The sequence below is a fragment of the Micromonospora psammae genome (assembly GCF_036902725.1).
Classification (GTDB): Bacteria; Actinomycetota; Actinomycetes; order Mycobacteriales; family Micromonosporaceae; genus Micromonospora.
On sequence record NZ_JBAKHM010000017.1, the window covers coordinates 1 to 26,170 of the forward strand.

At 73.1% G+C, this 26,170-nt stretch carries 24 protein-coding genes and 1 tRNA gene; 12 read left to right on the top strand and 13 right to left on the bottom strand.

Features of this window, described 5'->3' with window-relative positions; all coding sequences use genetic code 11:
• Window positions 1–866, top strand: an 866-nt coding sequence (locus V6U79_RS19830) for a hypothetical protein (RefSeq protein ID WP_334615413.1), incomplete at its 5' end; no start/stop codon positions are given.
• A gap of 41 nt (window positions 867–907) precedes the next feature.
• Here V6U79_RS19830 and rsmI read toward each other — a convergent pair.
• Window positions 908–1,774 carry a 16S rRNA (cytidine(1402)-2'-O)-methyltransferase gene (gene rsmI, locus V6U79_RS19835; RefSeq protein ID WP_442933801.1) on the bottom strand — a complete coding sequence of 289 codons (867 nt, stop codon included), beginning with the start codon at window positions 1,772–1,774 and terminating at the stop codon, window positions 908–910.
• A gap of 66 nt (window positions 1,775–1,840) precedes the next feature.
• On the opposite strand from rsmI, the gene V6U79_RS19840 reads away from it, so the two are divergent.
• The 3 genes from V6U79_RS19840 to V6U79_RS19850 all read left to right on the top strand — a co-directional run bounded on the left by V6U79_RS19840 (window position 1,841) and on the right by V6U79_RS19850 (window position 6,134).
• Window positions 1,841–3,505 carry a dolichyl-phosphate-mannose--protein mannosyltransferase gene (locus tag V6U79_RS19840; RefSeq protein ID WP_334615414.1) on the top strand — a complete coding sequence of 555 codons (1,665 nt, stop codon included), beginning with the start codon at window positions 1,841–1,843 and terminating at the stop codon, window positions 3,503–3,505.
• A 569-nt stretch (window positions 3,506–4,074) separates the two neighbouring features.
• On the top strand, window positions 4,075–5,355 hold the full coding sequence (locus V6U79_RS19845; protein ID WP_334615415.1) for a VWA domain-containing protein: 1,281 nt from the start codon (window positions 4,075–4,077) through the stop codon (window positions 5,353–5,355).
• The gene (locus V6U79_RS19850) at window positions 5,352–6,134 is read left to right on the top strand and encodes a peptidase (RefSeq protein WP_334615416.1); all 783 of its coding nucleotides are present in this window, start codon (window positions 5,352–5,354) and stop codon (window positions 6,132–6,134) included. Before V6U79_RS19845 ends, V6U79_RS19850 begins: the two co-directional genes overlap by 4 nt.
• Window positions 6,135–6,180: 46 nt before the next feature.
• Here V6U79_RS19850 and V6U79_RS19855 read toward each other — a convergent pair whose 3' ends face one another.
• The gene (locus V6U79_RS19855; RefSeq protein ID WP_334615417.1) at window positions 6,181–6,441 is read right to left on the bottom strand and encodes a hypothetical protein; all 261 of its coding nucleotides are present in this window, start codon (window positions 6,439–6,441) and stop codon (window positions 6,181–6,183) included.
• A gap of 208 nt (window positions 6,442–6,649) precedes the next feature.
• On the opposite strand from V6U79_RS19855, the gene V6U79_RS19860 reads away from it, so the two are divergent.
• Entirely contained in the window at window positions 6,650–7,306 is a 657-nt protein-coding gene (locus tag V6U79_RS19860; protein WP_334615419.1) for a 4'-phosphopantetheinyl transferase family protein, read from the top strand.
• A 61-nt stretch (window positions 7,307–7,367) separates the two neighbouring features.
• Complete coding sequence (locus tag V6U79_RS19865; RefSeq protein WP_334615420.1) at window positions 7,368–8,351, top strand: DUF4352 domain-containing protein; 984 nt, start codon at window positions 7,368–7,370, stop codon at window positions 8,349–8,351.
• Between the two features lie 74 nt (window positions 8,352–8,425).
• Here V6U79_RS19865 and V6U79_RS19870 read toward each other — a convergent pair whose 3' ends face one another.
• On the bottom strand, window positions 8,426–9,433 hold the full coding sequence (locus V6U79_RS19870; RefSeq protein ID WP_334615422.1) for a nitronate monooxygenase: 1,008 nt from the start codon (window positions 9,431–9,433) through the stop codon (window positions 8,426–8,428).
• Window positions 9,434–9,555: 122 nt separating this feature from the next.
• Complete coding sequence (locus V6U79_RS19875) at window positions 9,556–10,398, bottom strand: class I SAM-dependent methyltransferase (RefSeq protein WP_334615423.1); 843 nt, start codon at window positions 10,396–10,398, stop codon at window positions 9,556–9,558.
• Between the two features lie 382 nt (window positions 10,399–10,780).
• On the opposite strand from V6U79_RS19875, the gene V6U79_RS19880 reads away from it, so the two are divergent.
• On the top strand, window positions 10,781–11,797 hold the full coding sequence (locus tag V6U79_RS19880) for an ice-binding family protein (RefSeq protein ID WP_334615424.1): 1,017 nt from the start codon (window positions 10,781–10,783) through the stop codon (window positions 11,795–11,797).
• A gap of 235 nt (window positions 11,798–12,032) precedes the next feature.
• Here V6U79_RS19880 and V6U79_RS19885 read toward each other — a convergent pair whose 3' ends face one another.
• On the bottom strand, window positions 12,033–12,401 hold the full coding sequence (locus V6U79_RS19885) for a cyclic-phosphate processing receiver domain-containing protein (RefSeq protein WP_334532899.1): 369 nt from the start codon (window positions 12,399–12,401) through the stop codon (window positions 12,033–12,035).
• A gap of 192 nt (window positions 12,402–12,593) precedes the next feature.
• Here V6U79_RS19885 and V6U79_RS19890 point away from each other — a divergent pair, with 192 nt between their 5' ends.
• From V6U79_RS19890 to V6U79_RS19900, 3 genes are all read left to right on the top strand, one after another.
• Window positions 12,594–13,211, top strand: a complete 618-nt coding sequence (locus tag V6U79_RS19890; RefSeq protein WP_334615425.1) for a DUF6461 domain-containing protein — start codon at window positions 12,594–12,596, stop codon at window positions 13,209–13,211.
• Between the two features lie 344 nt (window positions 13,212–13,555).
• Window positions 13,556–14,734 carry an FUSC family protein gene (locus V6U79_RS19895; protein ID WP_334615426.1) on the top strand — a complete coding sequence of 393 codons (1,179 nt, stop codon included), beginning with the start codon at window positions 13,556–13,558 and terminating at the stop codon, window positions 14,732–14,734.
• A gap of 1,043 nt (window positions 14,735–15,777) precedes the next feature.
• Entirely contained in the window at window positions 15,778–16,434 is a 657-nt protein-coding gene (locus V6U79_RS19900) for a hypothetical protein (protein ID WP_334615427.1), read from the top strand.
• A gap of 566 nt (window positions 16,435–17,000) precedes the next feature.
• Here the strand turns inward: V6U79_RS19900 and V6U79_RS19905 are convergent.
• Window positions 17,001–17,513: a hypothetical protein gene (locus tag V6U79_RS19905; RefSeq protein WP_334615428.1), complete on the bottom strand. Its 513-nt coding sequence runs from the start codon at window positions 17,511–17,513 to the stop codon at window positions 17,001–17,003.
• A gap of 505 nt (window positions 17,514–18,018) precedes the next feature.
• Here V6U79_RS19905 and V6U79_RS19910 point away from each other — a divergent pair.
• Entirely contained in the window at window positions 18,019–18,264 is a 246-nt protein-coding gene (locus V6U79_RS19910; RefSeq protein ID WP_334615516.1) for a tyrosine-type recombinase/integrase, read from the top strand.
• A 5-nt stretch (window positions 18,265–18,269) separates the two neighbouring features.
• Here V6U79_RS19910 and V6U79_RS19915 read toward each other — a convergent pair whose 3' ends face one another.
• The 7 genes from V6U79_RS19915 to V6U79_RS19945 all read right to left on the bottom strand — a co-directional run bounded on the left by V6U79_RS19915 (window position 18,270) and on the right by V6U79_RS19945 (window position 25,385).
• Window positions 18,270–18,866, bottom strand: a complete 597-nt coding sequence (locus V6U79_RS19915) for a DUF4304 domain-containing protein (RefSeq protein ID WP_334615429.1) — start codon at window positions 18,864–18,866, stop codon at window positions 18,270–18,272.
• A 121-nt stretch (window positions 18,867–18,987) separates the two neighbouring features.
• Window positions 18,988–19,061, bottom strand: a tRNA-Ala gene (locus V6U79_RS19920).
• 207 nt (window positions 19,062–19,268) lie between these two features.
• Complete coding sequence (gene sepX, locus V6U79_RS19925; protein WP_334532936.1) at window positions 19,269–20,066, bottom strand: divisome protein SepX/GlpR; 798 nt, start codon at window positions 20,064–20,066, stop codon at window positions 19,269–19,271.
• A gap of 177 nt (window positions 20,067–20,243) precedes the next feature.
• Complete coding sequence (locus tag V6U79_RS19930; protein WP_334532939.1) at window positions 20,244–20,894, bottom strand: GNAT family N-acetyltransferase; 651 nt, start codon at window positions 20,892–20,894, stop codon at window positions 20,244–20,246.
• A gap of 43 nt (window positions 20,895–20,937) precedes the next feature.
• On the bottom strand, window positions 20,938–22,230 hold the full coding sequence (locus V6U79_RS19935; protein WP_334615430.1) for a molybdopterin molybdotransferase MoeA: 1,293 nt from the start codon (window positions 22,228–22,230) through the stop codon (window positions 20,938–20,940).
• A complete protein-coding gene (locus tag V6U79_RS19940; protein WP_334615431.1) occupies window positions 22,227–23,180 on the bottom strand; it encodes a UTP--glucose-1-phosphate uridylyltransferase in 954 nt (317 codons plus the stop codon). Before V6U79_RS19940 ends, V6U79_RS19935 begins: the two co-directional genes overlap by 4 nt.
• A gap of 9 nt (window positions 23,181–23,189) precedes the next feature.
• On the bottom strand, window positions 23,190–25,385 hold the full coding sequence (locus V6U79_RS19945) for a GGDEF domain-containing protein (RefSeq protein ID WP_334615432.1): 2,196 nt from the start codon (window positions 25,383–25,385) through the stop codon (window positions 23,190–23,192).
• Between the two features lie 84 nt (window positions 25,386–25,469).
• Between V6U79_RS19945 and V6U79_RS19950 the strand changes: the two genes are divergently transcribed.
• Entirely contained in the window at window positions 25,470–26,135 is a 666-nt protein-coding gene (locus V6U79_RS19950) for a 5-formyltetrahydrofolate cyclo-ligase (protein WP_334615433.1), read from the top strand.
• Window positions 26,136–26,170 lie beyond the last annotated feature (35 nt).

Below are 26,170 nucleotides of genomic sequence, written 5' to 3' on the forward strand. Positions count from 1 at the left end.
CCCGCGGCCGCCCGGCCCGCCCGGCGGGCGCGGGCGCTGCCGGCCCGGCCGGTGGCCCGGAGGGTACGACCCGCGCGGACGGCACGACGCGGGGCGCCGCGGTCGCCCCGCAGCCCCGGCTGGTGCCCGGCCCCGACGACTCACCGGTGGAGGTCGAGCCGACCACGGGGGCGCCGGTCGACGCCGTGCCGCGCCGCGTCCCGGTCCGCCAGCCGTCCCGGGCCCCCGAGACGGGCACCCCGGACGGCGGGCACTCCTGGGCGCCGATCGAGAAGGTGCACTGGGACGGCACACCCCTGCGCGAGCAGCCGAAACGCGGCGAGCGCGCCCCGGCCGACCCACCCGCCCGCCGCCCGGCGCCCCGCGCCACCCACTCGCCCGACCCGGTACGCGGACTCGCGGCGCTGCTCGCGTTCAGCCTGCTCGCGGCGTTCTTCGCCTGGGTGAGCGCCGGCCCGTTCTGGCTGGCGGTCGGTCACGCCACCACCGGAACGGTGGCGATCTCGGACTGCACCGGCGGCGGGCTGACGCAGCGCTGCCGGGGGATCTTCGCCGCCACCGACGGCCGCTTCCTCGCGCACGGGGTCCGGGTCAGCGGGGTGCCGGGCGAGCGCCGGGCCACCGGCACCACCCTGCCGGCCCGGATGACCGGGCCGGACGCCGACACGGCGTACGTCGACAACGGGGTGGCCCGGCACCTGCGCTGGCTGCTGGGCCTGCTGGTGGTGGTCGGCTGCGGCGCCGGAATCGTCCGGTGGACCGGGGCGCTCCGGCTGGCCGACCGCCGGCACCGCCGCTGGGCGGTGGCCGGGGCGTCGGCCGGGCCGCTGCTGATCACCCTGGGCTTCCTCGTCGCCGCCTGGTGACCGCCCCGGGGTGGTCGCCGGCCCCCTCCTGGCCGGGACGCTCAGCTGTGCACAACGGTGTAGACGTCGCGGCGGCGCAGGCCGTGGTCGGTGGCGACCTCGCTGATGGCGTCCCGCCGGGACATTCCGGCGGCCTCGCGCGCGGCGACCGCGGCGCGCAGCGTGTCGTCGTCCGGCCGCTCCGGCGCGGTGTGCGGCGCACCCCCCACCACCACGGTGATCTCGCCCCGCGGATCACCGTCGGCGGCCCACTCGGCCAGCTCCCCGAGCGGCCGACGGACGATCTCCTCGTACGTCTTGGTCAGCTCCCGGCAGAGGGCGGCGGGCCGGTCCGCGCCGAAGATGGCGGACAGGTCGGCCAGCGCGCCGGCGATCCGGTGCGGGGCCTCGAAGAAGACCAGGGTGCGTTCCTCGGCGGCGAGGGCGCGCAGCCGGGACCGTCGCCCGCCGGGTGAGCGGGGCAGGAATCCCTCGAAGCAGAACCGGTCGCTGGGCAGCCCGGACAGGGCCAGGGCGGTGGTCACCGCGCTGGGCCCGGGGGCGGCGGTGACCGGCACGCCGACGTCGAGGGCGGCCCGGACCAGCCGGTAGCCGGGGTCGGAGACGCTGGGCATTCCGCCGTCGGTGACCAGGGCGACGGTGTATCCGGCGGTGAGCACCTCGGCCAACTCGGGCGTGCGCCGCTCCTCGTTGCCCTCGAAGTAGGAGACGATCCGGCCGGGCACGCTGACGTCGAGGTCGCGGGCGAGCCGGGCGAGCCGGCGGGTGTCCTCGGCGGCGACGACGTCGGCGGTGGCGAGCACCTCACGGAACCGGGCCGAGGCGTCGGCCGGGTTGCCCAGCGGCGCGCCGAGCAGGATCAGGCGCCCGAGCTCGGACATTTCAGCCACGGAGGTGTGCTCCTTCATCGACAGCTGTGCCAATGTCAGTGGCGATGGGCGCCACCGGGCACCTTCGCAGCCTACGATCGCCGGGTGACGAGTGCGTCGACAGCGCAGAGCGCGAGCGCGGACCGGTCCGGACCGGCGGCCCCCCCGACCGATGCCGGGGGGATCCCGGCGGTCGTCCGCCGCCGGCTCGCCACCGTCGAGGCCCGGCTGGACGTCAACTCCTGGGTCGCCACCGCCGTGGTGGTGGCGATCGCGGCCGTCCTGCGCCTGCTCGGGCTCAGCTCGCCCAAGGGCAAGATCTTCGACGAGATCTACTACGCCCGGGACGGCTACGGTCTGATCGACAAGGGCGTCGAGTGGAACTACAAGGACAACGGCCCGTCGTACGTCGTCCACCCGCCGCTGGGCAAGTGGCTGATCGGGCTCGGCGAGTGGGCCTTCGGCTACCAGGACCAGGAGCACGGGATCTCAGTGCCGGGGCACCTGGTGACCACCGCCCCGGAGTTCGGTTGGCGGTTCTCCGCGGCGGTCGCCGGCATCGTCTCGGTGCTGCTGCTGGTCCGCATCGCGCGCCGGCTCTTCCGCTCCACCGTCCTGGGCTGCGCCGCGGGCCTGCTGCTCGCGCTGGACGGCTTCCACCTGGTGCTCTCCCGCACCGCGCTGCTCGACATCTTCCTGCTGCTCTTCGTGCTGGCGGCGTTCGGCGCGCTGGTGCTGGACCGGGACGCCCGACGGCGCCGCTGGACCCGGGCGCTGGAGGGCGGGCTGGACCCGAGCCTGCGGGGGCGGGCCGGGCGGCCGGCCGGTGGCTGGCGGACCTGGCCGTGGTGGCGGCTCGCCGCCGGGGTGCTGCTCGGCTGCGCGGTCGGGGTGAAGTGGAGCGCGCTCTGGTTCGTCCCGGCCTTCGCGGTGCTGGTGTTCCTCTGGGAGGTCGGCGTCCGGCGCTCCGCCGGGGTGCGCCGCCCCTGGCTGGACGCGCTCCTCGACGAGCTGCCCTGGATGGTGCTCGCCGGCCTGCTGATCGTCGGGACGTACCTGCTCACCTGGTCGGGCTGGCTGCTGGGCGACGTCGGCTACTACCGGACGGCGTCGCCGAGCTATCCGATGCTCAGCGACACGCCGGTACTGGGGGCGCTGAACAACCTGTACCAGTATCACAAGGCCGCGTTCGAGTTCCACACCGGCCTGGAGTCCGCGCACAAGTACCAGTCCTGGCCGTGGCAGTGGCTGCTGCTCGGCCGGCCGGTGGCGTTCTACTGGTCCGGAGAGGGCGCCTGCGGGGCGCCGAGCTGTGCCGCGGAGATCCTGCTGCTCGGCACGCCGCTGCTCTGGTGGTCGTTCCTGCCCGCCCTGGTGGCGCTGGTCTGGCTGGGCGTGGCGCGGCGGGACTGGCGGGCCGGGGCGATCCTGGTCGCCGTCGCCGCCGGCCTGCTGCCCTGGTTCTGGTTCGCCCTGGACGGGCGGACGATGTTCTCCTTCTACGCCGCCCCGGCGCTGCCGTTCCTGGTGCTGGCCGTCGTCTACGTGCTCGGCGCGATCGTCACGCCGACCGGGCCGGCGGGCGCCGCGCCCGCCGACGCGGACCCGGAGCAGGGGTACGACCGCCGGCTGGTGGGCGGCCTCGTGGTGGGTGGGTACGTGCTGCTGGTGGCGCTCTGCTTCGCGTACTTCCATCCGATCTTCGTCGGCACCCTGCTGCCCTACGAGGACTGGTCGGCCCGGATGTGGCTGGACGGCCGCTGGATCTGACCGCGCGCCGGACCGCCGGGCCGTGGCGACGACCGCCCGGCTCGGCTCGGACGGGTGCGACTCGGAAGAGTGGGGAGGGGCCCGGGGCGGGGTCGACCGGCGTGGGCACGGGACCGCTGAGAACCGCGGGCACAATAGCGCGCGCCCCGATCGCCTGCCACGGGGGAAGCGGGCGATTGGGGCGCGCAGGAAAAGCTTAACCACGTTGTGGCACCGGCACAACGGGAGGACTCGAGTCAGATTCCCGACGGATGCGCAGGGGAGCAATTGGTTTACATCTGACATCTCACGGTTGGTCACCTCGCGCCGACCGTCCGTCGGTTCGAACCGAAGGGGCGTACCTTTCCTGCCGGATCGCGGTGATCAGCGGCGCGGGGGCCGCACCCCCGCCCAGTGCCCCACGCGGCGGAACGGCGCTGGAGGCCCGGCGCGCGACACCGGACGCCACCCGAACGACGGAGGCAGCACCCGGCCCGGCGATGGCGGCCGGGGTGGCCGCCCCCGACCCGGCCGGGGCAACACCCCGCCCCCGACGATCATCCAGAGTGGATCTCACTACACTTCGCGCGGTGATCAACAAGAGACGATCGACGGCCGTCCTGATCGGATTGGCGGCCGCCATCATCCTGACCGGCCCCGCGCCGGCCGCCGCGGACGAGGAGAGACCGGCCGAGCCACCGAGGGTCGAGCTGGTGCTCGACGTCAGCGGCTCGATGCGGGCCCGGGACATCGACGGGCGCAGCCGGATCTCCGTCGCCCAGCAGGCGTTCAACGAGGTGGTCGACGCGCTGCCCGAGGAGACCGAGCTCGGCATCCGGGTGCTCGGGGCCACCTACCGCGGCAAGGACAAGAAGCAGGGCTGCCTCGACACCCAGCAGATCGTGCCGGTCGGCCGGGTCGACCGCACCCAGGCCAAGGCCGCGGTGGCGACCCTGCGACCCACCGGCTTCACCCCGGTCGGCCTGGCGCTGCGCTCCGCCGCCCAGGACCTCGGCACCGGCGCCACCACCCGTCGGATCGTGCTGATCACCGACGGCGAGGACACCTGCGCGCCACCCGATCCGTGCGAGGTGGCCCGGGAGCTGGCCGCCCAGGGCACCAAGCTGGTCGTCGACACCCTCGGTCTCGCCCCCGACGAAAAGGTGCGCCGGCAGCTGCTCTGCATCGCCGGGGCGACCGGCGGCACCTACACGGCGGCGCAGAGCGCCGAGGAGCTCGCCGGCCGGATCAAACAACTGGTGGACCGGGCGAACCAGACCTACACCGCCACCCCCACGGTGGTCGGCGGCGCGGCCGGCTGCGGCAACGCGCCGCTGCTCGCCCCCGGCGTCTACAGCGACCGGGAGACCTTCTCCGAACACCGCTGGTACCGGGTCCCGGTCCGGCCCGGCCAGGAGCTGCGGGCCTCGGTGAGCCTGGCGCTGGACCGGCCGGTGAACCCCGACCACGCGGTCCTGCTACGGGCCACCACCGCCGACGGTCGGGAACTCGTCCGCGGGGTGGACGCCGGCAGCGGGCGTACCGACGTGGTGTCGGCGGGGCTGCGCTGGTCGGCAACGGAGGACGGGGCCACCCCGACACCGGAGGCCACGGCGGGCACCGCGCCCACCACCACGGTCTGCCTGGTGGTCAGCAACGCCTTCGCACCCCGAGCCGGCACCCGGGCCACGCCCGGCATGCCGGTCGAGCTGACCGTGGACGTGGTCGCCGCCTCCCCCGCCCCGGCCGCACCCGACCTCGGCCGAGGCTGGGTGCTGCTCGCCCTGCTGACCCTGGCCGGCCTGCTCGCCGGGCTGGTCACCGGCCTGCTCACCCGCTGGTGGACGACGACCTGGAGGGAGAACCGATGACCCGAACCCCGATCGTCCGGACCGGTGCGGCGCTGGCCGCCGCCGGACTGGCCCTGCTGGCCGCCCCGACCCCGGCCGCGGCCACCACGCCCACCCCCTCCCCAGGCGCCACCCCGGTCACCCGGGCCGGCACGTCCTTCCTCACCGCGACCGGCATCGCCGCCGGCCAGCCGGTACGGGTCGACGCCTCCATCGGCGACTTCCTGTACTGGTCGTTCCCGGCCACCGCCGGCCAGCGCCACCGGATCACCGCCAGCGTGTCGTTCCCGAAGACCCGCAGCGGCACCTCGACCTGGACGGTGGAGGTCTTCGACGGGCTGCGCCGCCGGCAGGCCTGCACGGACGGGGCGCAGACGCCGACCGTGGACGCCTCGGCCGGCACCGTCACGCTCGGTTGCACGCTGCGTCAGGTCCGCTCCTGGGCGGAGCCGTGGTCGGCCGACCCGCTGCCCGGCACCTACTACCTGCGGCTCTCGGTGGTCGACCTGCCCGAGCCCGACCTGGGGCTCCCGGTCGACGTGGAGCTGCTGGTCAGCGCCGACGACGACGGCTCCCGCGACGACGGGAAGCTGAACGCCCCGCTGACCCCGGTCACCGAGGCCGGCACGGTGCTGACCGGTGAGCCGACGGCCGCCCCCGTCGACGCCGAGGACGACAGGTTCGCCGACTGGCTGCCCGACCTCGGCTCGCGCTGGATCTGGACCACGGTCGGCGGGGTGCTCGCCGCGGTCGCCGGTGTCGTCGGCTTCGGCCTGACCCGCCGCCCGCGCCGGGCCTGACCGCCGGTGGTGGCCGCCGTCGGCGGCCACCACCGGCGTCCGGGTGTCACCGACCCCTCGGCACCCATCCGAAGAACCGGTCCCGCAACCGGTCGACCGGCGACCCGGACAGGTCGGCACTCGCCGAGGCCAGGCAGGAACCCAGGTAGACGCTGAGCGAGGCGCGGTCGACCTGGTACTCCGAGAGCAACCGGTCCCGCTTCGTCGCGCAGGGCCACTCGTCACCGCAGGAGCCGCAGATCCAGCCGGGAGTCAGCGGGACGTGCTCGTCGGGTGGGGAGTCCGACGACGCGGTGGCACCTGTCATGGGCACTTCCTCTCACGTTGATCGTTGCGGTCTTGACCGTCGCCGGTCCGACCCGCCGGCACGGGCGGACACCGGACGACTACCCCGTGTCGCCCCAACAGCGTCACGGGACTCTCCGCCGTTACACCGTTGCGGTACGTTCACCCTCCGGCCGACCGGCTCGACGCCGAACGGGCCAGAATGCGGTCGTACCTGAAAGGGGTGGGTGATGCGTGACCTGCTGCCGCCTATCGTCGCGGTGGCGGTGGCCGGGCCGACGGACTGGGCGGGCGAGCTGCTCGCCGCCGAAGCGGCCGGGCTGGGCGAACGCGCGGTGCTGAGCCGACGGCAGGACTTCACCGCCGGACGGTCCTGCGCCCGGCGGGCGATGGCCGCGCTCGGGCTGCCGGCCGCGCCGGTGCCCGCCGCGGCCGACCGCTCCCCGGTCTGGCCGGCGGGCCTGGTCGGCACCATCACCCACACCCGGGGGTACTGCGCGGCGGCGGTCGCCCGGGCCACCGACGTCCGGTCCGTCGGCATGGACGCCGAGCGGCTCCGCGAGCTCAACCCGGGGGTACGTCGGCTGATCTGCCGGCCGGAGGAGGAGCGGTGGTGCGCCCGGCTGCCGGCCGGCGTCCACTGGCCGCTGGTGCTGTTCAGCGCCAAGGAGACCGTCTACAAGGTCTGGCACCCGGTCGTGGGGTCCTGGTTGGACTTCCAGGACGCCACGGTGGAGCTGGACCCGGACGCGGGGGTGTTCACCGCGCGGATCGCGCCGGCCCGGGTCGCCGAGGCGACCGTCGCCGATCCGCCCACCGTGGTCACCGGCCGGTTCGTCGTCGAGGACGACCTGGTCCGGACGGCGGCGGTGCTGCCCCTTCGCTGAGCGGCTTGCGCGCACCTACTAGCGTCCAGGAGTTCGATCTGTCGAAGTGCCGAGGAGTACGGTGAGCCAGCCCCAGCCCCCTCACGGGCCGCAGGACCCCAACCAGCCGCCGGTGGACCCGTTCCCCACGGCGCCGGTGCCGCAGTACCCCGCCGACCCGACCGCGCCGCTGCCGCCGGTCTCCGGTCCGCCCCAGAACCCCTACGCGCCGGTGGACCCGACCACCCCGCAGCCGCCCGTGTCGGGTGCCCCGCAGAACCCGTACGCCCCGCAGCCGCCCGTCTCGGGCTCGCCCTACCCGGCGTACGACCCGAACGCGGCGCAGCCGCCGGTCTCCGGCGCGCCGTACCCGCCGGTCTCCGGGGGCGGCTACCCGCCCGTGTCGGGCGGGCCGGTGCCCCCGGGCTACCCGCTGGGCGCCCCGCAGGCGCCGGCGAAGTCGAAGAAGAAGATCTGGGTCATCGTCGGCATCGTGGTGGCGGTGCTCCTGCTGCTCTGCTGCGGCGGTGCCGTGGCGGCCGTGGTGGCGGGCGGCAAGAAGGCCGCCGACAAGGCCCAGGAGCTGGAGCGCTCGCTACCGACGACCACCGCCGCGCCGGCGGTCCCCGGTGGCAAGCCCACGAAGTCGGCCCCGACCGACGGCGAGACGTTCAACATGAAGCCCGGCGACACCCTGGTGATCGAGGACGACGAGGGCACCATCGAGATCACCCTCCGCAAGTTCAGCACCTCCACCAAGGCGTGCCGCTCGTTCGCCCCGGAGCCGCAGAAGGGCCTCTACCTGGTCGCCGACGTGACCGCCACGGTCACCAAGGGCACCGGCTCGATCAACCCGTTCTACTTCAAGTGGGTGGCCGAGGACGGCACCACCGCCAACGGGCTGGCCGGCGCGCTCTCCGGCTGCGGCGGGGACATGCTCGACGCCGGCAGCAAGCTGCGGACCGGCAGCAAGCGGTCCGGCGCGGTGGTCTTCGACGTCAAGGACAAGAGCGGCGTCGTGGAGTACGAGCACAACTTCGAGGCCGCCGGCTCCTGGAAGCCGTGACGCCACGTCGCTGACGGGCCGGCTCCCTGCTGGGGCCGGCCCGTTGCGCTGTCGTGCCGCGGTCAGGCGGATGCTCAGCCGTCCAATCGGGACAGGATCTCGGCCACCGGCCCCGGGCGAACGTCCCGATGCGCGGTACCCGCCCACAGGTTGAGCGCGTCCGGGTCGCCGCGTTCGGCAGCCGCAGCGCGGATCGGCGCGGTCAGGTGGTGCACCGCGGGATACCCGACCGGCGCGCTCGCCGACCAGGCGTCCGTGAAGCGGTTCCGCAGCGCCCGCGCCGGCTGGCCGGTGAAGGCCCGGGTCACCACCGTCTCGGTGAACCGCCCGGAGAGCATCGCCTGCCGTTGCGCCGGCCGCGTCCCGGCCTCGTCGGCGAGCAGGAACGCCGTACCCGCCTGCACGGCGACCGCGCCCGCGGCCAGTGCCCGTCGTACGTCCGCCGCGGTGCCGGTGCCGCCCGCCGCGACGACCGGCAGGCCCACGGCGGCGACGACGTCGCGCACCAGCTCCGGGGTGGTGGAGGATCCGTCGTATCCGGCGGGTGAGGTGGTGGCCGAGTGGCCGCCGGCCGAGCCGGCCTGCGCGATCAGCGCGTCCGCGCCGGCGGCGGCCGCCCGCCGCGCCTCCTCGACGTCGGTCACCGTCACCAGTACCGCGCACCCCGCGCTGCGCAACGCCTGGACGGCCGATGCCTCGGGCATCCCGAAGGTGAAGCTGACCAGCGGCACGGCCGCGGCGGCGGCGATCTCGACCTTGGCCGTGAAGTTGTCGTCGTCGTCGAGCCGCAGCTGCGGCAGGTCGACCCCGTACCGCTGCGCCTCCGGCTCCAGTGCTCGGCGGTACTCCCGCAGCGGCGCCAGGTCGGCCGGGGGTGACGACGGCACGAAGATGTTCAACCCGTACGGCAGCCGGCTCGTCCGCAGCTCCGCGACCTCCCGCGCCACCGCGTCCGGTGCCTTGTAACCGGCGGCCAGGAACCCGACCGCGCCGGCGGTCCCCGCCGCCATCGCCAGCTCTGTCGTCGACGGCCCGCCGGCCATCGGCGCGACCACGATCGGACGCGGAACCCCCAACACCATGGCCTCATTGTGAAGCACCGCGCCGGCGCCGAGCGGCGACTCGGGTGCCTCGGCCCTGTCCACCCCTCCCGGCGCTCCGCGTCGCCGGGTGCCCAGGGAGAGGGGACTTCGGGCCCGGGCTGTCAGTCGGCGGTCGCGGACCTGCGCCAGACGAACACCTCGGTGTCCGGTACCCGCTCCGAGAACCGGCCGCCGGCCGACGCCTCCTGCAGAAGTCTTCGGAGATCGCTGTCGAACTCGGCCAGCCTCGGCCCGAACAGGTGGGGTGCCGAGTCCGACCGGGAGTAGACCCGGGCGACGACATCGTCCACAGTCCGCTCCAGCACCGTGTCGGCCGGCACCCTCAGCCGCTCAGGACCGGCGAAGCCCGCCCGCGCCAGCACAACGGCTTCCCCGCCGGGGGTGCCGCGTACCAGCACGCCCTGACCGGCCCGTCGCACCGGCCCCAGGTAGCGCCGCACCAGTCCCCGTATTCCGCTGGTGGGAGGAACGGGGTACGGCAGCCCGGCGGAGGGGAGCGGCTCCTTGACGTCGCTGATGTGCACAAACACGCCGCCCGGAGTCAGCATCCGATGGACCGTGTCCGCGACCCGCTCCTGGTCCATCCAGTGGAAGGACTGCGCGAAGACCGCCACCCGGAAGGCGCCGAGCCCGGCCGGCAACTCCTCGGCGCGCGCCCGGACCCATCGGACGTTGCCGACGCCGGCACCCTCGCCCCGTCGGCGAGCCTCGGCCAGCATCCCCTCGTCCGGGTCGATTCCCACCGCTTCGGAGAACATCGGCGCGAGCGGCAGGATCACCGTGCCGGGCCCGCACCCGACGTCGAGCAGGCGTCCGGAACCGTCGAGCAGGAGCGCATGCCTGAGCGCCTCGGGCAGACCCGCGGCATAGGGCAGGCGACCCCGCTCGTAGTAGGGCGCACTGCCCTCGAACAGGGACCCGTCCCACTCCCAGCCTTCCGGCACTTCCGGCTCCTCTCGGCGCGGCCGGGCAGGCAACCGACCCTACAGACCGCCGCCGCAGCTCGCTTCCCCTTCCGTGCCGTCCGATACGCGGCAACCCCCGTGCAGGAGAAGGGCTCTCGCCGGGCCCTCCGTCTGGAGCCTCGTCAATGACCAACCAGAGACTTGGCCATTTTCTACTCAATTATGGCTTAGATGTGCAAAAGTCCGATTACCTATAGCTGCACTTCGGCGTGACAACGGCCCGCTGTCGTAACAGCGCCTGCCGGAGACACACCATGAGAGGCCAAACGTGACAATCACTTCGATCCGCCACCGTCATCGCGCCGCGCTGCCGGCACTCGCAGCCGTCACCGCTGCATTCGCAGCCGCCGCCCTGCTGATTTTGAGTGGAACCGGTGCCAGCGCCCAGCCGGCGCCGGTCGGCCTGGGGACAGCGGCGAACTTCTCCGTGCTGGCCGGTTCCACCGTCACCAACACCGGCCCGAGCTTCCTGGCACAGGATCTCGGCGTCCACCCCGGCAACACCGCCACCGGCTTCCCACCGGGCACCGTCGCCGGTGAGATCCACCTCGCCGACGCCGTCGCCCTGCAAGCCAAGAACGACCTGACCACCGCCTACAACGACGCCGCCGGCCGCACCCCGTTCACCAACCTCCCCGCGGAACTCGGCGGCTCGACGCTTATCCCGGGGGTGTACCGGATCGGTGCCGCACAACTGACCGGCACACTGACCCTCAACGGCCAGGGCGACCCGGCGGCCGTGTTCATCTTCCAGATCGACTCCACCCTGACGACCGCCTCCAACAGCAGGGTCCTGTTCATCAACGGGGCCTCACCCTGCAACGTCTACTGGCAGGTGGGCAGCTCGGCCACGATCGGCACCGGCACCCAGTTCGTGGGCAACATCCTGGCCCAGGCCTCGATCACCATGAACACCGGCGCAACCCTCCAGGGCCGCGCCCTGGCCCGCACCGGCGCCGTCACGCTCGACAACAACACCATCAACGCCCCCCTCTGCCTCCAACCCACAGGAACGCCGACAACCACTCCGACGGGCACCCCGACCGGCCAGCCCACCGGCACCCCCACGGGAACGCCCACGGGAACGCCCACCGGCACCCCCACGGGAACGCCCACCGGCACCCCGACGGGCACGCCCACGGGCACCCCGACGGGCACCCCGACCGGCACGCCCACCGGCACCCCGACGGGCACCCCGACCGGCCAGCCGACGGGAACTCCGACCGGGTTTCCGACCCCAACCCGTACCCAGCTACCGGTGACCGGCGGTAGCGGCGGTAGTGCGCTGATACCCGTCCTGGCGGGCATCGGCAGCGTCGCCGTCGCCTCCGGCGCCGCCTTGCTCATCGCCTACCGCCGCAGGGCCTCCGAGTCCTGACCGGGCAGACCCCGGCGGCCGGTCACCGGCCGCCGGGGTCACGGCTCCGACCCGCCCATGTTGGACGGCTCGGAAGGGGTCACCGACCTGCGACGGCCCCGCAGGTCACGGCCCTGCCGTGACTACTCCCGTCGCGTGTCGCACGGCCCGAGTGCAGCCGCCAACGGACGCCGGACGCCCGCCCATTCGACGGCCGGCCGACATCGCCGGCCACCGCGATCGCCCGACCCGCCCGCTAATCGGCCTCGGCCAGGTAGCCGACCTGCGGCGATCCAGCCGCCGAGCGGACGTGGTAACCCCAGCGCCGCAACGCCTGCATGACCTTCATCGCGCCCACCGGATTCGCCGAGTGGATGTACACAACTCCGATGTCGAACGGCCGCTCCTCGAACGCGGCCTGCTCCAACACCTCGACGACGGGCCAGATCGTGTCGTCCCCACCGAGGTCGTGATCCAGCCACAGCTCGTCCAACCGCTCTCCGCGGTGTCGCTCCAGCGCCTGAACGCCCGCCGCGCTGGTGCGCGCCACCTGTGCCACCCGGCCATCGACGAACGCGCGGAGGTCGTCAACCAGCACGATTCGCGGCGACTTCTCGGAGAGCATGGGCCCATCCTTGGCCCGGGTAGCCGGCACCGCCACCGCAATCGAGGCCGGCCGTCGTGCCGCTGACGCGATCCACCTACCGCTGGCTCTCGATCATCGCCACGGGTGGGGAAGCCTGCGGCGGCACGACGCCTCTGCCCCCGGGTCATCGGCCGTACCGGCGGTGTCGGTGACGCCTGCGAGGATCCGGACATGACCGCGACCGCCTCGGACTACACCTGGTTTCCTGACCGCTTTCCCGGCCTGATGGGGGCCTACTGCATGACGCTGGTCAAGGGACTGACGCCTGCGGAGCTGTTGAACCGACTGGGCGCGCGGGAGGAGTGCCGCGTGACCGGCGCCGAGGAGCTGCTCGAGCCCGCGTACCAGCCATGGAAGGAACACCACGGTGACCCGTTGTTCGTCGGCGTCACCGCGGTCGGTGACTGGGCACTCGCCGTCGAACCCAACGGCTATCTCGGCACCCTCGACGAGGTGATCGTCCCGCTCTCGAAGGGCACCCGGCTCGTGTCCCACTTTCGCAACGTCAACGCGGTGGATCACTTCTTCTGGCTGGAGGACGGGGACCTTCGACTGCACTTCGAGCCGCTGTTCCCCAGCGGTCGGGACGGCAGCGACCCCGACGGCCTCCTGGAGGTGATGCGACAGGTCGGCTTCGATCTCAGCGAGGACGACGACGCGAGCTACGAACTCCACACCGAGGCGACGTTCGCCCTCGCCGAACACCTCACCGGGATCCGACTCACCCCAGAGCTCCTTGAGGCAGCGACCTACGCGTGCGGCACCGTCCCGATACCCGGCCGGTGTTGACCGCGGCCTGCTCACCGGAGCCGGCCTCATCCGTAGGCGTACTCGTCCACGTCGAGCTCGGCTCGCGTCAGTCGAAGAAACTCCAACACCCGAGCGAGCCTCGCGGTGATCTCGGCGGCCGAGAGCCGAGCCGAGGTCAGCGCGAAGTACGCGTACTGCGAGATGATCTTGCCGGACCCTACCTACCTGGGCACCGACGGCAAGGCGGTAGCTGCAGTACGAGACCGGGAAAAAGCCGTCGCGACGAGCGGAAGGCCCTCGACCTGGGTGGAGCGCTGAGGGGTCGGGCGGAATCCAGCGGATCGGACGGATTTGCCGGCCGCGATGGAGGGGATGCCCCCGCCATGGACGAGCTGCGGCGGTCGCGACCGGAGCCTGCGGCGAGCGTCCCGCGCGACGCACACACCGCGCGGGCCGAGGAGGTGCTCGACGCCTGGCGGCAGCGGACAGGAACCGCCAAACGGGACCGAAGGCGACAGCTGGCCATCTATGCGGGGGTGGCCGTTCAAGCCGGCCTCGCGGCTGGCCTCGCCTGGATCGCGGCACGCGAGATCGGGATCAGCACTCACAACCCGGTCTTCGCGCCGATCGCCGCCGTGGGCACCGTGGCGGCGGCAGTGGGTCAGCGGCTGCGTCGAGTCATCGAGCTCATCGCCGGTGTGGGACTGGGCATCGCGATCGCGAACGCGTTTCTCGTGCTGATCGGGCACGGGGCGGCGCAAATTGGCCTCATCGTCACTGCCACGATTCTGCTGGCGATCGCTTTGACCGGACGTGGGGGTGTCATCACGCAGGCCGGCGGAACGGCGGTGCTGGTTTCCGCGGTCGAGCCGACCGCGCGAGCGGTGGAACTGACCCAGCTGGTCAATGCGGTGACCGGTGGCGCGATCGGGCTGGCGGTCGCGACCGTTCTCCTTCCGCTCAATCCGCTGCGGCTCGTGCGCAAGGCCGCCTCTCCCGCCATCACCCGGATGGCCACGCAACTGATCGCAGCGGGGCGAGGGTTGGCCGACCGTGACGCCCCGAGTGTCCATGCAGCGCTTCGCGAGCTGAGGGAGATGGGTGGTGACCTGGCGCGGCTGTCCGACGCGCTGCAGGGCGCCCGCGAGGTCGTGCAGCTCTCACCGCAACGGCGTCACTGGCGCAACTCGCTTCAGCAGTACAGCGAAGGCGCGGAGCATCTCAACAAAGCTGTGCTGGCCAGCCGCGGTCTCACCCGCAAGTCGGTCGCCCTCATCGCCAACGACGAGCAGATTCCGCCCCTCCTGTCCGACGCGGTGGCCACCCTCGGGCTGGCGGTCCGCGATCTGAACCAGGACTTCATCGCCGGACGAGAACCACACCGGACGCGGCAGCGCTCACTGGCTGCCGTCTGTCAGGCCAGCGAGGCACATCGGACGGGTCTCGGGCTGTCCGGCACAGCGGTCGTCGCGCTCGTCCGCACCGTCGCCGGGGAACTCCTCCGAGCAACGGCGATCGAACGCACCGACGCCAACCGCATGGTTCGTCAGGCCGCAGGCTGACCCGCGTGCCTTGACCACAAGCCTTGGCCGCGCGATACCTCCCCTACCTCAGCAGAGCGACGCGAGCTGAACATCGGCGAGGGCATCCACGTACATCTTCGTTCGCCCAGCGCCCGCTGGCTTGGCTGCTTCTGGGGCCTTGTCCCGCCCGTTGAGGTGGGATGCTCGGAAGGTGAATGGTCGACACTTCGTCTGGCTCGGGTTGGCGGTGGGGCTGGTCGCTGGCTGTTCCGAGCAGCAGTACGCGCTACCTGATCGGGGCACTGCGGCCGTCCAGGCTGAGGAGCAGCGTCTCGCCGCACTCCTTTCCGCCGAACTGGTCAGCGGACCGGGCACGTGCAAGGTCCGACTGCTCGGGCAGGAAGGCTCCTCGTCGTTCGCCTGGGCTCAGTGCGAGGGTTCGCCGGCGCTGGAGGTCCCTTCTGCTGTCTCCATGCCCGTGCGGGTTGACGGCGACCGAGTAACGCGGCCGGCCGACGGGAGTGGATACGCCGCGAGCGTGAAGCGCATGTTCCCGGGGCGGCTGGCAGAAGCCGTTCTCGACGATCCCGACAGGCTCCGTCCTTAGAGCCGGCTCGGCGAGCGGTTCCTGTGGGCTGCTGTACTGTCGCGGGTCTCGATGGATTCAAGGGGCGTCAGGGTGAAGCCGTCGGGGATCTCGCATGACGCCTTCGGCCGGCTTCGCCTCGCCCACTTCGTAGCGGCGGAGCACCTTGAGCAGCTTCGCGGCTGGGAGTACCTGGAGCGTTGCTGGATCGGGGAGGCGTCCGGCTTCACGGACTGGCCCGCGTTGGCCGGACACCGCATTGCAAAGATCGTTTCCTCGACCAGGCAGGCGTTACCGACCACCGAGCGCCTAGGCACTGTCTGGTGGGCGGTGCGCGTCCTAGATCGAGAACTGTCAAGGTGGCACGGGTTCTCCGGGTGACCTCCGGGGTGACCCTTATGGTCTCGATCGCCGGTACGCCTGGAGACTGCTTGGCATGACCCTCCGAATAGGACCGGCTGCACGCTGGTACACACGGCAGACGTATGGACCGATCATGTGGCGTCGACTGGGTGCGACGGTGCTCGCGGTGCCGGTGGCCTTACGGACAATGGCGTCCCGCCGGTTCGGCTACGGGCTGCTCGCTCTGCCGGTCGCGGCGGCGGCTGTCGGGCTCACTGCCGCCCTTGCGTATCTCGTCCTGATCAACGTGCTGGTTTACCCCTTCCGCCCGTACCTCGGGTTGCACGGCAACGATGGTGGGGACGTCTGGGCCAGTACCTATCACGGCTCCTGGGGTGGCCCAACGCTGGCTGGCGCCTGGGCAGTGCACGGGATCGGGGTGATGCTGCTCCTATTCCCGCCGGCAGCGTGGGCGGTTCGCGGCCTGTTGCGGGTACATGGGCGCCTCATCGGCCTGGCAGTCGCACCGGTCCGCCCAGCCACCCGTGCCGCGTTCTCGATGTCCATCCCTGGCTCCTTCGCGACATCGCTGTGCCGGTGGCCAGGGTGGTACCGCGTCGGGGTGGTCGGGTTGGCGATCGCGCTGTTCTTCGGCCTCGCGCGAATTGCGCACGCGGTAGGGATCGGCGACAACGTGCTCTGGCTTCCGCGCGATCCGCGCAGTGGTCTGGCACTGGCAGCCGTGCTCGCTCCGTTCGCCATCGCGGCGCTGACCGTACGCTCCTGGTGGTCCCTTGGCACCCGCCGCTAAGGGCAGCGCGCCGGCTGGGCGCGGACTCGCACGGCGTCCTGGTGGCCGATCGTCGGCTCGGGCACGCCAATGCCAGCGTAATGACTCAGCACTCCGCCCGCGCGGTCGATGGCTGTGACGCACGGCCGCGTGCGCACGGCATCCGGCATCTCAGCGCTGCAATAACCCCGCTCTGCCACCGGTCCACCGACAGTCTGCCCGGGCACTGTCAGCTTGGGAATCGCCGGTGTGGGGCGACCGCACGCGTGGCACGCGCCCGGTGCCCTGAGTAGACCCCACCGGACCCGGCACCCTCCGAAGGTTGTTCGTCCCGAAGGAACCGCCAGCCGTCGATAAGCTGCGTCGGCAGCAGGGGTGAGCTCCCAGCCCGGGTGTCAGACGTTGAAGCGGAACATGGACGGGCGGTCGCGTGACCTGCGGCGGCCTGGTCGATGGGCTGGCCACGCTCGCTGCTGGGCTCACGTCGTTGATGGCTGGTTGCCGACGTTTCCCGCTGTCTTGTGCCCCGTGTGCGCCCCGGACACTCCTTGACCCCCAGGCAGCCGCGCCGGTCGTCACCCAGCTAGTCACTCGCCAGGACCGCCTTGGTTTTGCTCGGGTAGCCGTGGGTCGGCCAGGAGAACGACCCGGTCAGCCTCGACGTCGAAGCCGAGGACCGGATGCTGGTAGTCGCCCTCGGGAGCCATTAAGACCGGCTTGCCCAGCCTGCGCCCGATGGCCGCAAAGAACCCACACAGCATGTCCAGCCGCTCCTGGCCTTGCAACTCCCGCAGGTCGATGTCGAAGTCGATCTCGACCGCAGAGTATGGCCAGAAGTTGACCAGGACGCCAGGGACCGGCCACACCCGCAAGATCGGCAGTTCAGCGTCAGCAGGTCGCGCTAGCACATCGGTTGCTGGAGGAAGCGGCACGACGGCATCACCCACTGAGTACTCCCACTTCCAGCCCTGCGCCTGGACCAGGTCGAACACCGCCTGCCAGTCCTCCACCGAAGCGTCCTCGACACGCACGTCTGGCAACGCACCCATCAGGTTCGGGTCGAAGAAGTTCTTGACGTCGTCCCACACAAGCTCAGGCACCCCGTCATGCTGGCTGACCGGCGGTGATGACGCGGCCCCTATTGCGTCGGGCACGCCCACAGACCGCGCGCTGTTGCCATCCTGTCTGCCGCCGACCCGCCCTCCGGGGAGCAGGCCGCCGCCCGGTCCGCCATGTCAAGCGGACCTTGGCGCACGGACGGACGCTGGCGGGCCGGGCGGCCCGAGCCGACGACGACCCGCTCTACGCCGCGTACCTCCTGATCCTCGTCCTCGGGCTGCGCCGGGGTGAAGTGCTGGGCCTGCGGTGGGAGGACGTCGACCTGGCCGCCAACGAGCTGTCGGTGGCCTACCAACTCCAGCGCATCCGCCGGCAGCTCCTGCACCGGGAGACCAAGACCGAGGCGTCTGAGGCGACCTGCCCCTGCCGGCCATCTGCGCCACGGCCCTACGCTCCCGTCGAGAAGATCAGAAGCGGCACCAGGAACACGCCGACCGGGCATGGCAGGACAACGGCCTGGTCTTCCCCACCCGCCTCGGGACGCCGATCGAGCCGAGGAAGTTCCACCGCGACTTCAAGACTCGCTGCCGCAAGGCCGGCGTGCGGGAGATCTCCGTGCACACCACCCGACGTACCTGCGCTTCCCTGCTGGTGGCGCTCGACGTCCACCCCCGGGTCACCATGCAGATCCTGAGGCACAGCCAGATCGCCGTGACCATGAACATCTACAGCGAGGTCACCGCCGAGGCGACCGAGAAGGCGCTCAAGCGCCTCGGCGAGCAGTTCATTTGAACCAGCTATTCGATCGCTGCGGGCCGCCTCGACAGCATCCACGCCACGTAGGGGTGGTCAAGCCGACGGAAGTGGTCAATGCCGTTGAGCGGATCGGGCGGGCGGGCGTCGAAGGCCGCAGGTAGCTCATCCACTCGCCCATCGGCGAGGGCCTCGTCAAGTTGCGTGTAGTGCGCGAGCAAGGCATCGAAGGTCGGGACTACGCGCTCCGATAGTTCCTGGCCGACTACAGCCCCGCACGCCTCGGCTTCCTCGACCGACCGGATCGCCCACCGATCGAAACCGTCGGAGTGCCTGGGAGCAGCGGTGAGCCGCGTCCACCATTGAGCGACCGACGCCGTGGGCCGGTCGCGGCAGTTTCCGCCCAGGCGCTCCTGGAACCAGTCAAGCCAAGAGACGGTGGCGACACCGAGGTTGACGTAGAAGAGCGAGGTATCGCCCCAGCTGCCCGTGGACCCCTGGAACTCGATGATCGCGGCATGGCCGGCATCGGAGATCCGGCGGAAGGTCCCATGCGACCGTTTGAAACCGTGCCCTCGCAGCACCGGCCCGACCTGCTTGGCGATCATGTTCAGGTATGCCTGCCGTACCGGACGCTCCATGCACAAGATCGTATTGGCGGGTACGACAACAAAGCCGAGCTGTGAGGGACTGCTGTACTCCGCTGCTGTACAAGATCGAAAAAGGCCGTCTCCGACTAGCGGAAACGGCCTTTACCTTGGGTGGAGCTGAGGGGATTTGAACCCCTGACCCCCTCGATGCGAACGAGGTGCGCTACCGGTCTGCGCCACAGCCCCTCCGCCGGCGAACCGGCTTCGGTCCCACCCGGCTTTCACCGGGCGGGCCGGCGCCAAGGTTAACAGGTCCGCCGCCCCGCACGCGAATCACCCCGCCCGCCACCCACCACTTCCGCCGATCATGCAGTTGTCGTGCCCACAAAAAGGGCAAGAGCGGACAGAGCGCACACCACAACTGCATGATCGCCGCGAGGGAGGGAGGGAGGGTCAGGCGGAGTGGGAGCCGCGGCCGGAGGAGTAGGGGCGGCCGCGGAGGCCGCCGGTGCGGCGGTAGGAGACGGAGGCGCCGCCGCCGGCCGCCGCCGGCAGGTCACCCGACCGGTCGAGACCCATCGCGGTACGGCGTACCGCCTCGCGCTGGGCGGCCAGACGGCGCTGCGCCTCCCGGCGGGCCGCCGCCCGGCGGGCCTGCTCCCGCCGCACCTCGGCCTGCCGGGCGGCCAGCCAGGCCGCTTCCCGGGCCCGGAGGCGCCGCCGCCGGCGCTCCGCCAGGGCCCGGCGCCGCAGGTGTACGACGTACAGCAGCAGCAGGGCGGCGGTGACCGAGAAGCCGATCCAGAACCCGGGGCTGACCACGATCACGCCGATCAGCTCGACGAAGTTCAGCAGCAGCAGCGCGGCGAGCACCCGACGCCGCCGGTAGACGGCCGGAGTGTGGTGCCGGTGCGGGGGCGGCCGACGACGCGCCCGGCGCGGTGCCGGCGGTACGGCGCGGAGCCGACCCTTCCGGCGCCCGGCGGCCGGGGGCGCCGACACCGGAGCACTCAGACCGCCCGTATCGGAGTCTTCGCTGAGGGTGACGACAAGGGCGCGGGACGGGTTGACGGGTCGCCGGCCGGGGACAGTACGACGCCGCCGGCGGCGCTGGAGCACCCGCGCCGTCGACTGCGCCCGCTCCGCCACCAGCCGCTCGGTGGCGTCGTACCGACGGACCAGCGCCGGGGCCAGGGCGAGCAGGCCGGCGGCGGCGAGGACGGCGAGGAGCACCGAGGTCGGCACCCTCACCCCTCCCGTCACCGAATTCGGGGCAACCGTCGGACCACCGCAGGATCTTCCCCGGATGGTCGTCCACGGCGCAGATCGTACGGGCGGGCAGCGCTTGCCACAGCTTGCAGTTACTTGAGGTTACGGGCCGCCGACCCGGATGATGACGCGCCGCGCCGATCCCGTCCGTGGGACGGCTCACCCGCGGGCGGAACGGATCCGGTGCCAGCGGGCCAGCAGGCCGCCCTCGGCGGCGACCTCCTCGCTGGTCATCGCGTATCCGATGTGGTCACGCCAGGCGCCGTCGATGTGCATGTAGCGGACGTGGTACGCCTCCTCGCGGAAGCCCAGCTTCTCCACCACCCGCCGGGACGGCCGGTTCTCCGGCCGGATGTTGACCTCCACCCGGTGCAGCCCACCCGCGCCGAACGCGTGGTCGACGGCGAGCGCCATCGCGGTGGGGATCACCCCTCGACCGGCCACCCGGGCGTCCACCCAGTACCCCACGTAGCCGGAGCAGTAGGCCCGCCGGACGATGCTGCCCACGTTGAGGTGCCCGACCAGTCGTTCCCGACCGTCCTCGCGCAGGCAGACCGCGAACGGCATGCCCTCGCCGGTCCGCGCCGACCGCCGCTGGTCCCGGTACACGTAGCGGAACGCGGCCGGCGAGTTCGTCTCGTCCCAACTGCCCGGCAGGTGGGACTCCCATGGGGACAGCCAGGCCTGGTTGGCGCGCCGCACCCGCGACCAGGCGGCCGCGTCGGAGCGCCGGTACGGCCGCAGCACCACCGGACCGTCCACCAGCACCACCGGCCACCCCGGCACCCGGCCGAGCCCGAACAGGCTCACCGCGCCGGCCTCCCGCCCGTGGGAACGGGCCGACGGGACGGGCTCACCGGCGCCGGTCCAGCAGCAGGACGTCCACCGTGGACCCGGCGGCGGCGTTGGTGACCCGCTCGCCGAGCACCAGCAACCCGTTCGCCTCGGCCAGCCCGGAGAGGGTGAACGGTCCACCGCTGAGCGGCTGGACCGTGTAGCCCCCGCCGCGCCGCTCGGCGACGTGCGCGGGGCGGAACTCGCGCAGCCCGGCCGGCGACGACACGGTCTCCAGCAGGTGCGCCCGGACGCTGGGCCGGAACACCGGCTCCGCGCCGGCCAGCAGCTGGATCGCCGGCCGGGCCAGCACCTCGAAGCCGATCAGCGCCGCGCCGGGCTCACCGGGCAGACACACCACCGGCACCTCCTCGGCACCGACCGTACCGAATCCCAGCGCGGTGCCGGGATAGAGCGCCACGTCGGTGAAGGTGACCGGTCCGGCGCGGCCGCCCTCCCGGCGGGACAGGATCCGGCGGACCATGTCCCCCGGACCGGTGCCGGTGCCGCCGCTGGTGAGGATCAGGTCGGCCCGCAGGGTCTGGTCCTCCAGCAGGCCGCGCAGCGCCTCCGGGTCGTCGTCGCAGATGCCCACCCGGTACGCCAGCGCCCCCGCCTCGGCCGCGGCGGCGGTCAGCGCGTGCGAGTTCGCGTCCACCACCTGGCCGGGCTGGCTGCCCCGGCCCACGTCGACCAGCTCGTCGCCGGTGGCCACGATGACCACGCGCGGGCTGGGGCGGACCACCACGTGCCCGATGCCGGTGGCGGCGAAGACGGCGACCAGCGCCGGCGAGACGTACGTGCCGGCGCGGGCGAGCAGCGTGCCGGCGGGCAGCTCCTCGCCGGCGCGGCGGACCCCGTACCCCCGCTTGGGGGTGCGGAAGATCTCCACCGCGGCCATGCCCTGGTCCGTCCACTCCACCGGGACGACGACGTCCGCGGCGACGGGCAGGGGCGCCCCGGCGGCCACCGAGAAGCACGAGCCCGGGGTGAGCCGGACCGGGCGCCAGCTCGCCGCGCCGAGGTCACCGACCACGTTCAGCCGCACGGTACGGCCCGGCCCCCCGGAGGGGACCGGGCCGTACCCGACGAGGTCCTCCCAGCGCGCCGCGTACCCGTCCACCGCCGCCTGGTCGAAGGCGGGGAACGAGTGCGGCGCGACGACGTCCTCGGCGAGGACGTTGCCGTGCGCCTGGGTGAGGTCGAGGTCGAGCGGAGGCAGCGCGCGTAACCTGCGCAGCACGCTGCCCAGGTAGTCGGCGAGTGGCGTCAGCTCGTTCGCGGCCGCCTCGGCGTCGGCCGTCGCGGTCATGTACCGGAGCCGCCCGCCGCGTCGGAGTTGACGAACTCGGCCAGCCACTTGCGGAACTCACCGCCGAGGTCCTCCCGCTCGACGGCGATCTGCACCACGGTCTGGAGGTAGCCCAGCGGCATGCCGGTGTCGTAGCGGGTGCCCCGGTAGACGATCGCGTGCACCGGCACGCCCTCGTTGCGCAGCAGCTCCATCGCGTCGGTCAGCTGGATCTCGCCGCCGCTGCCCGGCTCCGTCCGGCGGATCGCGTCGAAGATCCGGCCCGGCAGCACGTACCGGCCGAGGACGGCGAGGTTGCTCGGCGCGTCCTCCGGCTGGGGCTTCTCCACCATGCCGGTGACCTTGACGACCTCGCCGACGTCGGTCAGCTCCGCCTCGGCCGACTCCACCGAGGCGATGCCGTACCGGCTGGTCTCGGCCGGGTCGACCTCGAAGAAGGCGAGCACCACCCCGCCGGTGCGGGCCTGGAGCTCCAACATGGCCGGCAGCAGCGGCTCGGACGGCTTGACGAACTCGTCACCCAGCAGCACCGCGAAGGGCGCGTCCCCGACGTGCGACTCGGCGTACCCGACGGCGTGGCCCAGGCCGAGCTGCTCGGGCTGCCGGCGGGTGTGGATGGCGGCCAGCTCGGTGGTGCGCTGCACGGCGGCCAGCAGCTCGGGCTTCTTGGCCAGCCGCTCCTCCAGGTCGGGCCGGCGGTCGAAGTGGTCCACCATGGCCGTCTTGCCGCGCCCGGTGATCAGCAGCACGTCGTCGATGCCGGCCTGGGCGGCCTCCTCGACGATGTACTGGAGCACCGGCCGGTCGACCACCGGCAGCAGCTCCTTCGGGACCGCCTTGGTGGCCGGCAGGAACCGGGTGGCCAGGCCGGCGGCCGGGATGACGGCCTTGACCGCACGGGGGCGGCCGGTCGCGGCGGCCGCTGGGTGGTTCGCTGAGTGCTCCGACATGTCGCGAGACTATCGGCCACGGCTCTGCCGCGGCGGGTGAGGACCGGAAGACGCGCCGCCCGTAGCCGGCTGCGTCACACCCGCGGCGGGGCGGGGAGCGCCGGCGCCGTGCCGGCCGGCGGGCCGGTCGGTCACCGGGCCGGCGCGCGGCAGCCCGTCGTCCGGGCTCACCGCCCCGGCCGGCACCGTGATCTCCTCGGTCAGCGGGGCGGCCCGCTCCCCGGCGACCCGGTGCCCGTCCCGGCCGGCGGCCTTCGCGGCGTAGAGCGCCTCGTCCGCCGCGTCCAGCACCTGCTGGCCGGTGCTGGCGTGGTCGGGGTAGACGGCGATGCCGATGGAGACCGTCACCGGGATCGCCACCCGCCGGCCGGCGTGCCCGGCCGCGGCGATCGGGGTGCCCCGCACGGCCGCGCCGAGCCGCTCGGCGACGATCGCCGCGCCCCGGGCGTCGGTCTCCGGCAGCAGCACCACGAACTCCTCGCCGCCCTGCCGGAACGCCAGGTCGACCTCGCGGATCTCGCCGCGGATCCGGCGGGCGAACTCGGCGAGCACCGCGTCCCCGGCCGCGTGGCCGTGCGTGTCGTTGACGTCCTTGAACCGGTCCAGGTCGAGCACGAGGATGCTGAGCATCCGCCCGAACCGGCTGGCCCGCTCCACCTCCCGGCGCAGCGACTCGCGCAGGTAGCGGTAGTTCCAGAGCCCGGTCAGCGGGTCGGTCAGCGACAGCCGCTGCGCCTCCTCGTGCACCCGGACGTTCTCCACCGCCACCGCCGCGTGCCCGGCGAAGGTGCGCAGGGTGTCCAGGTCGGCGTCGTCGAACTCCTCGGCGCCCAACCGGTCGTAGAGGGCCAGCACGCCGACGGCCGGCTCACGCCCGGGCTCCGCCCCGCCGGCCGGGCCACCGGGCACGGTGAAGGGCACCGCGACGTACGTCTCGCAGCGCGGCTCGCCGGGCGCCGGCACGCCGTCCCCGGCCCGCCCGCGCCGCGGCTCCCCGGTGGCCGCCACCGCGCCGGCCACCCCGGCGCCGACCGGCACCCGCAGCGTCTCCGGGTCCGGCAGGCGGTCCTGGAGCCCCTCGCCGCACTTGCCGACCAGCACGCCGTCCGGGTCCAGCAGCAGCACCGCCCCGGCCCGGGCCCCGGTCGCGCCGATCGCGCTGTGCAGGATCACCCGCAGGATGCGTTGCAGGTCGTGGGTGCTGGCCAGGGTGTCGCCGAGCACCGCGAGGTGCCCGCGGAGCTGGTCACGGCTGCTGGTCAGGGCCGCCACGTAGCTGGCCGTCTCCCGGGTCATCCGGTTGAACGCGCCGGCCAGCCGGCCGATCTCGTCCCGGCTGCGCACCGGCACCCGCGCGGTCAGGTCACCCCGGGCCACCCGGTCCACCGCCCCGGCCAGCTCGACCAGCGGCCGGGTGGTGACCCGGGCCAGCCGCCCGGCGGCCAGCACCGCCAGCAGGGCGGCCAGCAGCACCGCGCCGACCAGCACGGCGGGCAGCCCGGTCGGCCGCTCCCCCGGTACGGAGAGGACCAGCGGCAGCGGTTGGCCGGCTGCCGGGTCGAGCCGCCGGACGTACCGGCCGTCGGCGGTCTCGGTGACCTTGTCCCCGTCGACCGTGCCGGCGGCGGCGAGCACCGCCTCGCGTACCCGGGAGGTCTCGGTCGTGTGGGCGAACCGGGTGGCGCCGCCGTCGAGCAGGGTGACCGCGACGCCGGTCGCGGCGGCCAGCCGGGTCACGAACGCCGGGTCGACCGGGTGGGCCGCGGCGACCGTGCCGAGGGCGCTCCCCGCCGGGTCGCGCAGGTCCACCCGGGCGCTGAGCACCCGCACCCGCCCGTCGACGGGTCGGCCCCCCGCGCAGTCCTGCCAGGGGGTGGGCGGGGCGCCCGGGGTGGTGTACGTGGTCACGCCGGTCACATCGGTGACCAGCACGGCGGCGGCCAGGCCCCGGCTGACCACCTGCCCGGCGGCAACGGCGCGGGCGGCGGCGTCGGTGCGCAGCGCGACGGCGTCCGCGGCGGCCCGCAGTTGCTGGCAGAGGGCGTCGACGGAGGTGCGGACGGTGGCGGCGGCCACGCCGAGGCGTTCGGTGGCGCGGCTGCGGTCGACCGCCGCCAGGGTGGTGCCGACAAAGACCGCGCCGAGCAGCACCGGGCCGAGCACCACCGCGAGGAAGGCCGCCGTCAACCGCCCGCGTAGCGTCAACGCTGCCCCCCGGAGGTTTCGCGCCCGTTCCTGCGATGCTGACACAGAGCGACCGGGAGGCAAGCCTTGCGTCAGGAGTGTTGCGTGCCGGAATTTTCTGATGGAGCGCACGTGGCGCACGAGGCGAAACGCGAGACCCGCGTCGCGTTGCTCGCCCGCCGCCGGGCGCTGACCGCGCCGCAGCGGGCCGCCGCCGCGGCGCGCGTCCAGGCCGAGCTGGTCGATCTGGTACGCCGGCTGCGCCCACGCCGGATCACCGGGTACGTCCCGGTGGGCTCCGAGCCGGGCGGCCCGGAGCTGCCCGAGGTGCTCCGGGCGGCGCTGCCGCCGGAGGGCGAACTGCTGCTCCCGGTGCTCCGCGACGACCTCGACCTGGACTGGGCCGGGTACGCCGGACCGGGGTCGCTGGTGCCCGCCGGCCGGGGGATGCGGGAGCCGGACGGGCCCCGGCTGGGCCGCTCGGCGATCTCCGGTGCGGAGCTGGTGGTCGTACCGGCGCTGGCCGTGGACCGGCGTGGGCTGCGGCTGGGCCGCGGCGGCGGCTCGTACGACCGGGCCCTGACCCGGGTCGCCGGCTCGGCGCTGACCGTGGCGCTGCTGCACGACGGCGAGCTGGTGGAGACCCTGCCCGCCCAACCGCACGACCGTCCGGTACGCGCCGTTGTCACCCCGTCGGGTGGGCTGCGTCCGTTCCCCGCCCCGCCCGGTGTCGATCCCCCCACGTCCGCTGGACGAACCCGGGTCCGATGACGCACCATTGGCACTCGAATACGACGAGTGCCAAC